Source organism: Microcoleus sp. CAWBG640, from assembly GCF_020883015.1.
Classification (GTDB): domain Bacteria; phylum Cyanobacteriota; class Cyanobacteriia; order Cyanobacteriales; family Microcoleaceae; genus Microcoleus; species Microcoleus anatoxicus.
The window spans coordinates 1-14,159 of record NZ_JAHRFC010000108.1; the positions used below are offsets into that span (position 1 = coordinate 1).

The 14,159-nt window shown below is 43.1% G+C and carries 13 protein-coding genes and 1 pseudogene; 4 read left to right on the forward strand and 10 right to left on the reverse strand.

Annotation, left to right across the window (positions count from 1 at the left end; translation table 11 throughout):
• Positions 1-2,019, reverse strand: a 2,019-nt coding sequence (locus AAFP11_RS27160) for a prolyl oligopeptidase family serine peptidase (RefSeq protein ID WP_341739828.1), incomplete at its 3' end; no start/stop codon positions are given.
• A 258-nt stretch (positions 2,020-2,277) separates the two neighbouring features.
• Here AAFP11_RS27160 and glgA point away from each other — a divergent pair.
• Complete coding sequence (glgA, locus tag AAFP11_RS27165; protein WP_341739829.1) at positions 2,278-3,702, forward strand: glycogen synthase GlgA; 1,425 nt, start codon at positions 2,278-2,280, stop codon at positions 3,700-3,702.
• A 97-nt stretch (positions 3,703-3,799) separates the two neighbouring features.
• On the opposite strand, the gene AAFP11_RS27170 is transcribed toward glgA, so the two are convergent.
• The gene (locus tag AAFP11_RS27170; RefSeq protein WP_341739830.1) at positions 3,800-4,225 is read right to left on the reverse strand and encodes a DUF1824 family protein; all 426 of its coding nucleotides are present in this window, start codon (positions 4,223-4,225) and stop codon (positions 3,800-3,802) included.
• A gap of 241 nt (positions 4,226-4,466) precedes the next feature.
• Between AAFP11_RS27170 and AAFP11_RS27175 the strand changes: the two genes are divergently transcribed.
• On the forward strand, positions 4,467-5,402 hold the full coding sequence (locus AAFP11_RS27175; protein WP_341739831.1) for a polysaccharide deacetylase family protein: 936 nt from the start codon (positions 4,467-4,469) through the stop codon (positions 5,400-5,402).
• 33 nt (positions 5,403-5,435) lie between these two features.
• Here AAFP11_RS27175 and rnc read toward each other — a convergent pair whose 3' ends face one another.
• Together rnc and AAFP11_RS27185 are read right to left on the reverse strand one after the other, a co-directional pair.
• Positions 5,436-6,116 carry a ribonuclease III gene (rnc, locus tag AAFP11_RS27180; RefSeq protein ID WP_341739832.1) on the reverse strand — a complete coding sequence of 227 codons (681 nt, stop codon included), beginning with the start codon at positions 6,114-6,116 and terminating at the stop codon, positions 5,436-5,438.
• A 345-nt stretch (positions 6,117-6,461) separates the two neighbouring features.
• Positions 6,462-6,746 (reverse strand): annotated as a pseudogene (locus AAFP11_RS27185) (NYN domain-containing protein); the annotation flags it as partial.
• A 968-nt stretch (positions 6,747-7,714) separates the two neighbouring features.
• Here AAFP11_RS27185 and AAFP11_RS27190 point away from each other — a divergent pair.
• Entirely contained in the window at positions 7,715-7,858 is a 144-nt protein-coding gene (locus AAFP11_RS27190; RefSeq protein WP_332960203.1) for a chlorophyll a/b-binding protein, read from the forward strand.
• A 159-nt stretch (positions 7,859-8,017) separates the two neighbouring features.
• Here AAFP11_RS27190 and AAFP11_RS27195 read toward each other — a convergent pair whose 3' ends face one another.
• From AAFP11_RS27195 to tnpA, 6 genes are all read right to left on the reverse strand, one after another.
• Positions 8,018-8,140, reverse strand: a complete 123-nt coding sequence (locus AAFP11_RS27195) for a hypothetical protein (RefSeq protein ID WP_341739833.1) — start codon at positions 8,138-8,140, stop codon at positions 8,018-8,020.
• Between the two features lie 186 nt (positions 8,141-8,326).
• Positions 8,327-8,545, reverse strand: coding sequence for a hypothetical protein (locus AAFP11_RS27200; RefSeq protein WP_341739834.1), 219 nt, complete (start codon positions 8,543-8,545; stop codon positions 8,327-8,329).
• A 202-nt stretch (positions 8,546-8,747) separates the two neighbouring features.
• A complete protein-coding gene (locus AAFP11_RS27205) occupies positions 8,748-9,140 on the reverse strand; it encodes a response regulator (protein WP_341739835.1) in 393 nt (130 codons plus the stop codon).
• Positions 9,141-9,279: 139 nt separating this feature from the next.
• Complete coding sequence (locus AAFP11_RS27210; RefSeq protein WP_341739836.1) at positions 9,280-11,835, reverse strand: PAS domain S-box protein; 2,556 nt, start codon at positions 11,833-11,835, stop codon at positions 9,280-9,282.
• Between the two features lie 150 nt (positions 11,836-11,985).
• Positions 11,986-12,231 carry a hypothetical protein gene (locus AAFP11_RS27215; protein WP_341739837.1) on the reverse strand — a complete coding sequence of 82 codons (246 nt, stop codon included), beginning with the start codon at positions 12,229-12,231 and terminating at the stop codon, positions 11,986-11,988.
• Position 12,232: 1 nt separating this feature from the next.
• A complete protein-coding gene (gene tnpA / locus AAFP11_RS27220; RefSeq protein WP_340526292.1) occupies positions 12,233-12,715 on the reverse strand; it encodes an IS200/IS605 family transposase in 483 nt (160 codons plus the stop codon).
• A 33-nt stretch (positions 12,716-12,748) separates the two neighbouring features.
• On the opposite strand from tnpA, the gene AAFP11_RS27225 reads away from it, so the two are divergent.
• On the forward strand, positions 12,749-13,978 hold the full coding sequence (locus tag AAFP11_RS27225) for a transposase (RefSeq protein ID WP_340526290.1): 1,230 nt from the start codon (positions 12,749-12,751) through the stop codon (positions 13,976-13,978).
• Positions 13,979-14,159: the final 181 nt, after the last annotated feature.

Here is a 14,159-nt window from a genome sequence, read left to right on the forward strand (position 1 = left end):
AGCAACGTAAGCAACAGGCAAACCCTTTGCTTTTAAGATTTCTACCATCATTTCTGCTTGATTGGGAGGAACCACTTTATCTTCCAATCCTTGAAAGAAGATGATAGGACAAGATAAATTAGCCGCGGCATGAATAGGGGAGCGTTCTAAATACAAATCTTTCCTTTCAGGATAAGGTCCGATTAATCCATCCAGATAGCGCGATTCAAACTTGTGGGTATCCGTTGCCAAAGCTGACAAATCGCTAACTCCATAATAGCTCGCCCCAGCCTTGAAAACATCCCGGAAAGTGAGAGCGCACAGAGTAGTATAGCCTCCAGCGCTACCACCGGCGATCGCCATTTTTGCACTGTCAACTAAACCCCTTTGGGCTAAATATTTAGCACCATTAGCGCAGTCATCAACATCCACAATACCCCAACTATCTTGTAGCCTGTTTCTGTATTCTCGACCATAACCAGTGCTACCACCATAATTCACATCCAAGACAGCAAAACCACGACTTGTCCAGTATTGAATTTTTAAATTCATACTACTAGAAGTAGCCGCCGTGGGACCACCATGACTTTTGACAATCAGAGGTGGTTTTTCACCTGTTGGCGCTGCAAAATCTTGATTTTTTGGTGGATAAAAGAACCCAAAAGCAGTCAAACCATTTTCCGTGGGAAATTCGATGGACTGCGGTACAGAAAGATAACCAGCATCAAGGGTTAAATTGCTGGCGATGCGCAATACTTCTACTTGACTTGTTGCTAAATCTAGTTGTAAAATCGCTGAGGATTCCGTCGGGGAACCAGCCAGAAAAACTACTTTTTCACCTTGGGCTTTTAGTGAAGAAATATCACTGTAAGGTGTGTCAATTTTGCTCAACTGCTTTGTGACTAAATCGAGAGTTGCTAAATACCACTTTCCTTGCTGAGTGTAGGTGCAAATAATTTTATGTTCGGAAACAACAGCATAGGTAGACATCCCAAACACCCACTGAGGTAGTCCGAATTCCGCAGCCATTTCGTACAGAGGTTCGATCCCCCCAGCCCCCCTTACCAAGGGGGGTTCTGTATTTATTTCCCCCCTTACCAAGGGGGGTTCTGTATTTATTTCCCCCCTTACCAAGGGGGAATCTTCTATTCCTGCTTCCGGCCTTACCAAGGGGGAATCTTCTATTCCTGCTTCCGGCCTTACCAAGGGGGAATCTTCTATTCCTGCTTCCGGCCTTACCAAGGGGGAATCTTCTATTCCTGCTTCCCCCCTTACCAAGGGGGGATTGAGGGGGGTTCTATAAAGATTCCACCAATTAGACTTATCAGAAACAAAATATAACAGTCCATCCGGCGACCATTCCGGTTGAAAAATCGACTCTTCTGGGCCACCTGCAACTAAGTATTTGTCCCCCAAATAACCGTCAGGTTGAATTTTCGCTATCCATAATTCTGTGCCATCCCAAGGCATATTTGGATGATTCCAACTAATCCAAGAAATCTGAGAACCGTCAGGACTCAGACGGGGGGAAGCATAAAAATCTTCACCCTGGGTTAAAATTTGAATATCTTCCCCGTTGTCTAAATTAATACTAACAATAGTATTGACAACTTCACTTTCTCGTGTATGGTCTTCGCGAACGAAAATCAGGCGATTTCTTTGCTTGTCAACAATGCCATCGGCGTACCGACAATTAACTACGGGTGTTAAAGCTAGGGGCTGAGAATCTAATTTTTGATAATAAATGCACCCGTCGGCAAAATGAGAAAAATAGACCACACCGCTAGCCACCACAAAGGAAGCACCTCCGTATTCGTGAACGCGAGTGCGAACATTAAAAGGTTGGGGTGTGACATCGCTGATTTTCCCGTCAGGAGTGCGTCGCACGATGACGTTTCTGCCTGCTTCAGAAGGTCTTGCTTCCACCCAGTAAATATCCTCGCCGTCCATCGTAATTTGTCCGAGTCCTACAGTTCCCGAAACAATTAAATCGGAGGTGATGGGGGATTTCCAAGAGCCGTAAGTTGATATTGTGTTCATGTAGTTGAGGCTGTTGTATTTGTAGAAGAAATAAATTTATATTTTTACTTTACAGTAATTTTGTAACAATATTTTACACGATCGCTCCCCCAACCCTCTTTTGTGGGAGTCCCAATTTTGCAGCAGTTGTCGGGGCTGTGAGTATTTTGTTTAATTAGATGGGTTGACTTAGTTGTTTTTCGGCTCCATGTTAATATTGTGCCACTACCCATTTAAACTTAATCTAGACTAACTATCTTAAGGAACGCAAAAAAAATAATGCGAATTTTATTTGTATCCGCCGAAGCAGCACCCCTAGCCAAGGTAGGCGGTATGGGGGATGTCGTCGGTGCTTTGCCTAAATTCCTGCGACGTATGGGTCACGATGTCCGCATCTTCATGCCCTATTACGGCTTCATCCCGGACAAAATGGATGTGCCCAAAGAAGCTGTTTGGAAAGGTGATGCCATGTTCCAAAGCTTCTCCGTCTTTGAAACTGTTTTGCCGGGAACGGATGTTCCTTTATATTTATTTAAACATCCATCTTTCTCAACTCGCCGCATTTATGGTGGCGTCGATGAAGATTGGAAATTTACTTTCTTTGCTAATGGTGCAGCGGAATTTGCTTGGAATTACTGGAAGCCACAAATTATCCATTGTCACGATTGGCATACGGGAATGATACCTGTTTGGATGCACCAAGACCCTGATATCAGCACTGTTTTTACTATTCACAATTTAGCTTATCAAGGGCCATGGCGCTGGCGTTTGGAGCAGATGACTTGGTGTCCTTGGTATATGCAAGGTCATAATACAATGGCCGCGGCCGTACAGTTTGCCAATCGCGTAAATACAGTGTCACCGACTTATGCAGAGCAAATCAAAACCCCTAGTTATGGGGAAGGATTGGAAGGTTTGTTGTCTTTTTTGGGTGGGAAAGTATCGGGAATTTTGAATGGGATTGATACTGAATCTTACAACCCAGAAACTGATAAGTACATTCCTCAACAATTCAGTGCTGATACTATTGAAAAGCGCTATCCCAACAAAATTGCGCTGCAAGAAGAAGTCGGTTTGGAAGTGAATAAAAATGCGTTTTTAATTGGGATGGTGAGTCGCCTGGTGGAACAGAAGGGGCTGGATTTGATTATCCAAATGCTCGATCGCTTCATGGCCTATACCGACGCTCAATTTATTGTACTGGGAACGGGCGATCGCTACTACGAAACCCAACTCTGGCAAATGACAGCCCGTTATCCAGGCCGGATGTCCACCCAATTACTCTACAACGAAGCCCTCTCCCGTCGCGTTTACGCAGGCTGCGACACATTCCTGATGCCGAGTCGTTTCGAGCCCTGTGGTATCAGTCAAATGCTGGCGCTGCGCTATGGATGTGTGCCGATGGTACGTCGTACCGGCGGTTTAGTGGATACGGTATCGCACAATAACCCGATCGATAATACAGGTACTGGTTACTGTTTCGATCGCTACGAACCCCTTGACTTGTTCACCTGCATGATCCGAACTTGGGAAGGTTTCCGCTATAAAGATAAGTGGAAAGAACTGCAACAGCGCGGCATGAGAGAAAACTTTAGCTGGGATATTTCTGCCAGAAAATATGTCGAGTTGTACAGGGATGTTTTGGGACTACCGCCGGAAGAATCTGCACCGGAAGAACAGCCAGAATTGACAGTTGAGAGTTGACAATTAACAGTTAACAGTTAACAATTGACTGTTAACTGTTAACTGTTAACTCTTGTTAGTTGGTTCCCATGCCCAATGCCACATTTCCAATTTACAATTAACAAAATAAATCGAGAGGTAAATGACCGTAAGTCTCGCTAATTCCTGATTCTGAGGAAGATTGACAGGACACCAAAACGCCACGGTAAGTTCCCGTGTAGCTGTCAACATAATAGGAACCTTTCAAAGTATTAAACTTAATATAAACAGAGCTGGTAAATGAAGTAACAGAGTTGGGGTCTAAAACAGGTTGATATCCCAAAGCTGTCAAATAAGTTTTTAAAGCCAAAAAGCCTTCATCTGTCGAAGAGGCGCAAACTCCTAGCATTTGATAATCAGACAAACTCGCTACCAGCAAAATAGCTTGACGGAGTTCTTGTTTTTGCAGTGGCGATGCTAAAGATTGCATATCCAGACAAGTGAAATTTTTAAGAAGTTGTTGTGCTTCTTCCAGGGAGAGGGTAGTCGGGTTTTGAGTAGACATCAATTATATGGTTGACAGTAGACAGTTGACAGTTGACTCTTCGGCTACCCTTCAGGTTCGGGAGCGGGCAGACAGTTGACAGTTGACAGTTGACGGTTCACAGTAGATTATACCATTGTGCGATCGGCTGTATTTGAAACTCTAACTAAATTACAAAAAAATGGGAAAAACTATCTTAATATTACTGAATTTGGCTGCATTGATGGTAAATATGAATAATAAATAGACTGGTGAGGAGACGATGAATAAAGAACAATTACTAAAGCAGGGAAAGATTCCCCTAAATTTTCTTTTTCGACTGCTACACAAAACCCAAATTATTTATTTAGTGCTGATATTTTTAATCAGTATCGGCATTTCTGGATGGACTGTAGAATCTTATTTCGTCAGAATTCCTATTCTGGGCTTTCACGATATTGTAGACATTCAAAATCCCGCCGAATTGCCACCTCACAGAAACGCTTTCTCAACCGACTACACGAAACAAGATTTTGCAGTATTCTTAGAATACTTAGTTGAACAAAACTACTGGTTTTTATCATCTCAAGACTTGTATCTATATTTTATTGAAAAATCCAAGCCAATACCACCTCAACATGAAGGTCAAAAACCCATTATGATTACCTTTGACGACGGCTACAAAGGCGTTCATACAAATGCACTACCCCTGATCGAAAAACTGTCATTTATTTATAAAGAAAAGGGTAAATTTGTGCTGTTTGTCAATCCACACTTTTTGGGTGTAGATATGGGTGGAGAATTTTTACCTCATACTAGCTGCAACGATTTAAGAGAGGGATACAAAAAGGGTTTTTATGATATTCAATCTCACGGATTCAGCCACAAAAATTTAACTACCCTGAATGGGAAAAATTTAGAATTAGAAATTTCTAAATCTAAGTTAATTTTGAGAAAATGTATGAGCAATTTAGACAAAAATAAACTTGTCGGTGCTCACATAGCCTATCCCTACGGTGCATCAGATAGAGAAGTGGAAAGCATTTTACCTAAGTATCATTTAACTGGGTTTTTGTATGATGACAATTTGTTAAGAGTCAGCAGATTGAGAAATAACTATCGTATTTCTCGCATGACAGTGAGCAAGGATATGTCGCCGACCGATTTAATTCGGATAGCTGAAAAAGCTTCAACTTTAAGAAAAAAAAGGTGGTTTTAGTCAAAATACGAGTTTTTACCGTTTTTTTAAAGTTTAGATAAGCCCGCGTTTTTTGAGCTTAGCTAGTGCATCTTCGGCTGCATTTTTTTCAGCATCTTTTTTACTTTTACCTTTACCTTCTCCATAGGATTTATCTGCGACATAAACTTTAGCAAGAAATTCAGGAGCATGAGGTGCGCCTCCTGCTTGAATTGTCACGTATTTGGGAGGAGTGGTGTCACCGTTGGCTTGTACCCATTCCTGAAAGCGGTTTTTTGAGTCTATACTCGATCGCGTTTCGACTACATTTTCCGGCACTGAATCAAACAATTCCCACACAAATTTGCGAACTTTGTCCATGTCTTGTGTATCGAGATAGTAAGCACCAATAAATGCTTCAAAGGTGCTGCTAAGCAAATTAGGATTAGTAATACCACCTTCTCGATAGGCTCCTTTTCCGAGTCGCATTTTTAAGTCTAAATCTATTTCTTTAGCAAATCTGGCTAGTTGTTTTTCATCTACTAGGGCTGAACGTCGGCGAGTAAGTTGGTCTTCTCCCATTTCTGGGTGACGCTGATAAAGATATTCGCCACTGAGAAAAGTCAGCAAAGCATCGCCGAGAAATTCTAAGCGTTCGTTATCTTCTTCGCGGGATGTGGGGTTTTCGTTGACGTAGGAACGGTGGGTGAGCGCTTGGCGCAATAGTTTTTGATTGTGGAATTCGGGTAGGCTCATTTGTGTTGCTGTTGTTTGGTTAGTTAATTGCATGGAAGTTGGGTAATGGTTGGTATTGTTATGTGGACATGAAAGAGCTGCAAATAGCGGTTTGTTTGGAGAATCTAGTTTATCAAATAAACTGGATTTTGGCTATCTGCGGCTAGGTTAATTTTAACAGATGTCTTGGTGTTCTACTATTAGTTCGTTAGTCCGACAGTCCGCCAGGGGTTAAAACCCCTGGCTCATAGCTAAAGTCCTCTGAAGAGGACTGAAGATGATATTTTTTTTAACTATGTGTCAGTCGGTTTTAACCGACTTTAGCTACTCGCTGTGGGAATTCATTCCCTGGCGGACTGTGCAACTTTATGCAGATAATCTGTCTGCTTTATTCTGAGTATTCCCTGCAAACAAGCTAGGCAGATCGTCTATATAATGAAAGTGATCATCACCAACTAGGTTAATCAGTTTTTTGCTGGAACTATAGCGCTGTGCAAAAACGATGATTGTTTTGCCAACAGCCAGCAGCAGACTGATTAAAGGTGCAAAATCCCGATCTCCTGAAACTATGATAATTATGTCAGGAGAAGGTTTAATGGCAACTCGTTTAAGGCAGTCAAATATCAATTGTTTATCTGCACTATTCTTGTCTTTGGAATTTACTCGTTTTACTCGTTACCAGGCTCTGGCCTGGTAACGCATATCTAGAGGCTCTGCCTCCATTTTCCTGATAGATAAGGACGAGGCAGAGCCTCTAGACATCGGTTCCCAGGCCAGAGCCTGGGAACCAGTTAAATTAGTCAGGTGCGTCAGTAGCCACAATTAGGAAACGGCAGTGCCGTGTCCCTACAATGAATCTGGGGTAGGGACACGGCACTGCCGTCTCCTCTATATCATTCCGGTGCAACCGGAATTGATATTACGCATTTAGTCAAGGAAAGATTGTCTGTGGCTTCGCTCAAAAGTGAGGTTTTCCATGGAACAAAACTCTTGACTGCCACACTATTGATTTAGTGTGTACTTAGTTGGTTAGCGTCTCAGCGATAGGATGTGCAGATTTCGGACAGGCGTCGTAAAAACCCGTTGATATAGAAATTCAAACAAATGTAGTGCCAACTAACCTATGGATTCCAGTTGAAACGACATTAACTTGAATGTCTATATCAACGGGGGCTTAGGGCGCTTACCCGAAATCTGCACATCCTACCGCTGAGACGACTTAACCGACACTTTTTGCTTTTGAATGCGGGTGTCTATCTGAGCTGTATGGCTCTAAGCTAACCGTTTAAGTATGGGACGTCAAGTGCTAGTGGTACATTTACCTGATTTTTTTTCAGACAGGACTTACGCATCACAACTAAAGAAACCGGGTTTTTTCAGAATCTGTCGGTTTTAAGGAAGTATTGTCGCAAAAACCGGGTTTTTGCGCCCAGGTAAAAGCAAAAGAAACCGGGTTTTTTGCAGAATCTATGGGCTGTAACGAAGTATTCTCCTAAAAAACGCGGTTTCTGGCTCCCAGAGGTAAGTTCTCAAAATAAATTGTAAAAATATGTTGCAATGTTTTAACTGCTGTGTTACATTAGTTTACATAAGGTTGAAATTAAACGAGGTTTTTGGTCATGGAAAATAAAGACGCAAAAGTGGGCTTTACTGAGTTTGCCGAAACCTGGAATGGTCGTTTGGCGATGCTTGGCTTTGTTATTGGCCTAGCTACCGAATATCTGACGGGTCAAGGTATTCTTTCTCAAATCGGTTTGATGTAATCAGACCTAAATATTTAGTTCTGGCCTGTATCGCCCCATCTAAAAGCCTCCTTCACCAATACGGAAGGAGGCTTTTTAATCTTTATTAAAACAAATTAGCCTACTTAACTACTAAAAAAACTATTTTACTAATTTTTAATCCTGAGAAGTCGCAACCAACTAAGCAATTTCCACGGATGCCAAAACTGTCAATTTTGGCATCAAAGCAGAGACTTTCACTAAACTGTCGATTTTGCTAGTCCGCTGTCTGTTACCTAAAATCATCTCTGAAAGATCTGGCATTTCTTCCCAACAGTGCGAACAAAACCAGTAAATGCGATTTTGGCGAGCGTGTCTGAGTAATTGAGATGAGCAACAAGGGCAACTATTCATGATTTTTTAAACCTTTTTTAACAAGTAGATCGAGAATTGATTCTATACTAATGCTGAGTTCGTCCTCAGTCCAGATGCCATTACTAAAAGCTGGTTTCACTCGCAACTTTTAGTGTCTCCCAAGTAAAGCTTTTGGAGGCCCAAGAGTAGCAAGACGATGAGAAGTTGAACGAGCCAAGGAGCACAAGAGAAGCCCCAAATAAAACAGCCGAGTCCAGCCAAAGCCACGAGGACAAAAATATCTTGAGAGGTTTGCCAATAGACCCAGATGGCGGCTAGAGAAACTATCAGTAGTAAAATGTAGGCTGAGGGCATAGTCGTCATCTCCCAAGGTGTTTGTCCAAATTCAGGGGTGATCCCTGACGAATGGTTTAAACTTAAAACTAAAACCTGAAGAACTGATGAAGAACGACAAGAATTCACAAAAAGTCAAATACTCCTGCCAGTTTATATTCTTTTTCAAACTAAGCAGGAATAATTTGTTGTCGAGGCTACAAAGCTCAATGTCCCGATCGCCCTAGGAGCGATCCCATCCCAAAACTTGAGCTACCTGACTTGCTAAAGACATCGGTTCAAAAGGCTTAGCAATCACGCTCGCTACCCCCAAATCCGCAAACATCCGCCTATCCCCTGCCAAAGCCTTCGCCGTCAGTAAAATTACGGGAATGTGCTGCGTAGCACTATTGGCTTGCAATTGTAAAAAAGTAGTAGGTCCGTCTTGGTCGGGCATCATCACGTCTAAAAGAATAGCATCAGGCTGTTGGGCGACTGCCTTAGCAACACCCTCGATACCAGAACTAGCTGTCAGCACTTCCCAGCCCCCGACGACTTCTAGACTGACTTGAGCCACTTCCCGAATATCTTCGGCATCATCAATAATCAATATGCGTTTTGCTGCCACAATAAACATTTTTTTTTAATTAACAACTGATCTGAGCCTAGAACTTAAATATGAATTTTGTGTAAAGTACGGAGTGCAATTTAAAAAAATTCATTATTTCTCATTCTACGTATTTATCCTGAAATATAAAGATTTTACTCTAAATTTTCTATCTTCTATTTTCTACCTTCCTGGGACTTTCTGCATCTGTTAAAACTGGGAAACTTAAGAAAAAAGTGCTACCCTCCCCCAAAACGCTGTCCACCCAAATTCTGCCACCGTGTTGTTGCACGATACTGCGACAAATAGCCAGGCCCAAACCTGTCCCACCCTTTTGTCGAGAATCTGAAGCATCAACCTGTTGGAAGCGTTCAAAGATCATTTCCAGTTTATCTGCTGGAATTCCCCTACCTCGGTCTTTCACGGCAATCAGGATTTCCTGTGAGGACATGGGCAAGTTCCCATCGCCGATCGCACAATCAGGATACGAGACAGACTTGAGCCCAGCTTTGTTTTCCCAATCGTGATTTGGCCGCAATTGGGCGCTCAGCCAAATGGTAGCGCCCTCGGAGGAAAATTTAATAGCATTGCTGAGCAAATTAGTCAAGGTTTGAATTATGCGATCGGGAACAGCCCGCAAGGGAGCACTCACAGGGACCACGGACAGTATAACTCCAGCGTGGTCAGCCATTCCCTGCATCTCGTCCACAGCCTGAAGCATCAGTTCGGCCACATTGCAAGTTTGCTTAACCGCTTTGTGATAACTAGACTCCATTCGTTCTAAATCGAGGATGTCATTGATTAAGCGTACCAAACGTTCTGTGTTAGTCACGGCAATCGATCGCATCCGTTTGGCTTTTTCCGGTTCATTGTCGAGGACACCGCTGTTGAGGAGGGCCAGGGCGCCGTGAATCGAAGTCATGGGTGTCCGCAATTCGTGGCTGACAACGGAAATGAATTCATCTTTCATCCGTTCGACAGCAAGGCGATCGGTGATATCCTTAAATGTCACCACAGCCCCGATGATTTTGCCTTGTTCTCGCATGGGAGCCACGACGTACTCAACCGGAAAACTCGTGCCATCTCGGCGACAAAACACCTCGTTAGTGACGCGGCGCGCCTCTCCGTCTTGCAAGGTGGCGATAATTTGACTGTTTGTTTGATTGGGAAGCAGTCGATCCCCAGTGGGTGTGGTGGGGGTAGGAAAATTAGAGGCCGCATTGATTTCTGTAGATGAATTGTGGTTGATCGCCTGTGGGCAGTCCTCCTGTCTCGGATGTATGCTTTGATAAAGCGGTCGATCGATCAGTTGCTTGGATTCGCAGCCAGCCATTCTCACCGCGGCCGGATTGACAAAAGTAACTTTTCCCTCTTTATTCAATCCGCAAATACCCTCTCCTGCGGAGAAAAGAATCAATTCATTTTGATGGCGGAGTTGTTCCAGGGCTTTTTCAACTCGCTTACTGTCGCTGATATCTCTGGCAATAGTCGAAACCCCGGTGACTGCTCCTGTAGTATCTTTAATCGGAGAAATAGTCAGAGAAACATCTATTTCTTTGCCGTCTTTGCGTAAATGAAGGGTTTCATAATGGTCGATGGTGGCTCCCGCCCGAATGTTTGCCAGAATTTGTGACATTTCGTTGGGGCGTGAGGGTATGGCTAAAATCTCGATCGACTGGCCCTTGACTTCTGTCGCCGCATAGCCATAAATATTTTCGGCTCCTGCATTCCAGCTCATAATTGTCCCGGTGGGGGATTTGCCGATGATGGCATCGTCAGAGGACTCAACTATAGATGCCAAGCGGACGAGTTCATCTCTAGCTTGTTTGTGTTCGGTGATATCCCGGCCCAAAATCACAAGACTTTTGCGATTGCCGTCTGGGTAAAATAAGGGTATTTTAATGACGTCGTAGATTTTAATCGTACCGTCCGATCGGGGAATCACTTCTTCACCCCTAGAAATACTACCTTTATGCCATGCTTCTCGATCGCTAACTTCACAGGCTGCCAAAGCTTCCCGATAAAAGGTGCTGAGTTCTCCTAGTTCAGAGTCTTTGAGTCCCCGATATTCATCGCACGAAAGCTCGAACAGTTCCAGTATTGCTTGATTTGCCTCTTGCCATCGGCCCTGGGCATCTTTGAAACAGACAATATCTGGCATCGCATTCATCAGAGAATCCAGATAGGAATTCGATCGCACAGTGGCTTCTACCTCCACCCGCTTGTAGATTTCCCCTTGCAGATTTTCGTTGGTTGTCTCCAGGGATTCAATCAACACATTTTCGGCCAAAGTCCGTTCTTTAACTACTTCCTGAATGCTGTGGAGTTCTAGGGACAACTGGCGACGGGCTAACAAATTTTCCACCCGAAAGTGGAGTTCTGTGGGAGGGAAGGGACTAAGGAGCAAATCGTCGATTCTGCCTTCAAGTTGTTCTGGGGTAAGGAGAAATGGCGAATTTATATCAGCAGAAATTCTGCCTTGGCTAACCAGCAAAAACGGTAAAAACAGGGGTGCCGATGCTGTTTTTAAGGTTTCTACAAGTGGGCGGATGCGATCGAAATTTGACTCGTCTAGAATGCACAAGTCAAAAGGGATGTTGCCCATTTCGACAGGAAAGTTGGAGAAAATGGGGCGATCGGGTGCAAACACCTCGTGTTTGCTGTTGAGGCATTGTATCGGCAAAGGTTGTTGGTGGCGATCGAGCAAAACCAAAATCCGGCTCATTGGTTGTTTGTGATAAGTTATTGGTGATTTTTTTTGGTTGTTTGTTATTAGTTATGTATTGTCATTTGTTGTTTGTGATTAGTTATTTGCTAGCTCCGGCCTAACGAATAACCAATAACTCATAACTAAGAATCAATAACCAATAACTATTTAAGGCATTCCGATCGCGATCGAAGCATCGAACGGCAAACAGCTACAGTAACGCTCCCCTTCCGATAACACCGCAATCAGCCTCAGTGACCAGTCTGGCATAATCTGCAAATCTGCCCAAGGTATTGCTACCTCCAGACATTTATCCAACCCAACCTGAGCGCGGCTGATGTGAGGATGCCACTCATCCCGTTCTCCAGCCTCCTGAAACCTAATCGATTTAGCTCCCAAGCGAAAGCCCCGCACTCTAACGGTACTCCGTTGAGTGACGGGATGTAAGCGCGTCCTCTTCTGGGGTTCGATGCCCCGTAGATGGACTATCTTCTGGGGTATCCTGCTGCTCAATATATTTTTTAAGTACAGAAATTGTTACCCCGCCACAAGACGCAATGAAATATGACTCATTCCATAAAACACTTTTCCAGTAGTGCTTTTTCACGTCATCAGCAAATTCTTCTCTAATCTTGCGGCTGGAAACAGATTTTAAATTACCCACAAATTTTGGCAATTCCATCTGAGGTAGATATTGAAACAGAAGATGGATATGATCTTCTTCACCGTTGAACTCAACTACCTTGCACCCCCATTTTTCACACAAATCATTAAATATTTCAGACAGCCTATTTATCATCTGACCAGTAAAAACTTTGCGCCTATATTTTGTTGTTAAAACTAGATGGGCTTTCAAGTCTGAGATACATCTCCCACTAGAAACAAAATCATCTTTCATGTCACCGTATCACTTTTATGCTACACTGATATTATGATAACAGCTTATAAGTACAAATTACGCCCCAACAAAGCCCAAGCTCATCAAATTGATGAGTGGCTAAACTTGTTGCGTATGCAGTACAACTATAGACTGTCAGAGCGTTTTAACTGGTTTGAGTCTACTCGTAGTCCTATTAATTCATGCTCTCTTGTCTCATGCAGTATCGCTCCGATTGTGGCGCAACCTGATTATTATTGGCAAAAGCGAGATTTACTTAATACCAAAAAGCTATTTCCTGATTACAAACAGATTCACTCTCAAGTGCTTCAAGATTGCATTGCTAGGGTGAAAAAAGCTTTTGACCGATACGTCAGTGCTGATAAATCAGGTAAGCGGGCTGGCAAGCCAAGATTTAAAGGTCGTGGCAGATATCACAGTTTTACTTATACTCAGATGCCACAAGACTGCATCAAAGGAAATCGCATCACCCTATCTAAGATTGGCGATGTCAAGATAATTCTGCATCGTCCTATTCCTGATGGATTCAAAATCAAGAATGCTCAGATTGTTAAGAATGCTGATGGCTATTATGTTGTGCTGACATTGCAAGATGTCACCGTGCCAACAATCATTCCTGATATCAATCTCGATCATGCTGTTGGTATTGATATGGGACTTAAGGATTTCTTGATTACCAGTGATGGTGAAACTGTGCCAATTCCACAGTTTGCTCGAAAAGCTGAGATAGATAAAAAGATCCGAAATAAGGCTGTTTCCCGTAAAAAAAAAGGCAGTAACCGCAGACGTAAGGCTGTTAAACACCTCGCCAAACACCATCAAAAAATAGCAAGACAACGCAAAGATTTTCATTATAAATCCGCAAAGCAATTACTCGATAAGTACGATGTTATTGGCTTTGAAGATTTAAATGTCAAGGGTTTGGCTAAGACTAGGATGGCGAAATCGATCCTAGATGCTGGTTGGAGTGAATTTCTATCTATTCTAGTTTGCAAGGCTGAAAGTGCTGGCAAGTTGGCTATAGCTGTGAATCCAAATGGCACTACCCAAAATTGTTCTAATTGCGGTACTCGCGTCCCTAAAACGATTGCGGACAGATGGCATAGTTGCCATGTCTGCGGTCTTGAATTGGATCGGGATGTGAATGCCGCGATTAATGTTAAGAACTTGGCTGTCGGGCGGACAGTCAATAAAGCTCAGCGTGTTTCCGATGCAGACGCAGGATTAGCTGAGAAGCCCACCCTATACTCGTCCGCGAGTTAGGGCTGGGAGTCGTCACCAAATTAATCCCTAACTGATGGTGGAATCGATAGTTCAGGGGTTGGGAACTGTCAGATAAAATCTACCCATATATAGACAAACTTACCGGAATGTACACATAATAGAGTGTATACAGTTAGGTATCCTCTATTATGGAATCCAATGAAGTGACTATTTCAATCGG

What these genes read in the sequence shown, in the direction of transcription:
- rnc (WP_341739832.1), bottom strand. Translation starts at nt 6,116, where the DNA reads ATGAGCCTACCCGAATTCCACAATCAAAAACTATTGCGCCAAGCGCTC.
- AAFP11_RS27200 (WP_341739834.1), bottom strand. Translation starts at nt 8,545, where the DNA reads ATGCCCTCAGCCTACATTTTACTACTGATAGTTTCTCTAGCCGCCATC.
- tnpA (WP_340526292.1), bottom strand. Translation starts at nt 12,715, where the DNA reads ATGAAAGATGATTTTGTTTCTAGTGGGAGATGTATCTCAGACTTGAAA.
- AAFP11_RS27210 (WP_341739836.1), bottom strand. Translation starts at nt 11,835, where the DNA reads ATGAGCCGGATTTTGGTTTTGCTCGATCGCCACCAACAACCTTTGCCG.
- glgA (WP_341739829.1), top strand. Translation starts at nt 2,278, where the DNA reads ATGCGAATTTTATTTGTATCCGCCGAAGCAGCACCCCTAGCCAAGGTA.
- AAFP11_RS27175 (WP_341739831.1), top strand. Translation starts at nt 4,467, where the DNA reads ATGAATAAAGAACAATTACTAAAGCAGGGAAAGATTCCCCTAAATTTT.
- AAFP11_RS27205 (WP_341739835.1), bottom strand. Translation starts at nt 9,140, where the DNA reads ATGTTTATTGTGGCAGCAAAACGCATATTGATTATTGATGATGCCGAA.
- AAFP11_RS27195 (WP_341739833.1), bottom strand. Translation starts at nt 8,140, where the DNA reads ATGCCAGATCTTTCAGAGATGATTTTAGGTAACAGACAGCGGACTAGC.
- AAFP11_RS27190 (WP_332960203.1), top strand. Translation starts at nt 7,715, where the DNA reads ATGGAAAATAAAGACGCAAAAGTGGGCTTTACTGAGTTTGCCGAAACC.
- AAFP11_RS27225 (WP_340526290.1), top strand. Translation starts at nt 12,749, where the DNA reads ATGATAACAGCTTATAAGTACAAATTACGCCCCAACAAAGCCCAAGCT.
- AAFP11_RS27170 (WP_341739830.1), bottom strand. Translation starts at nt 4,225, where the DNA reads ATGTCTACTCAAAACCCGACTACCCTCTCCCTGGAAGAAGCACAACAA.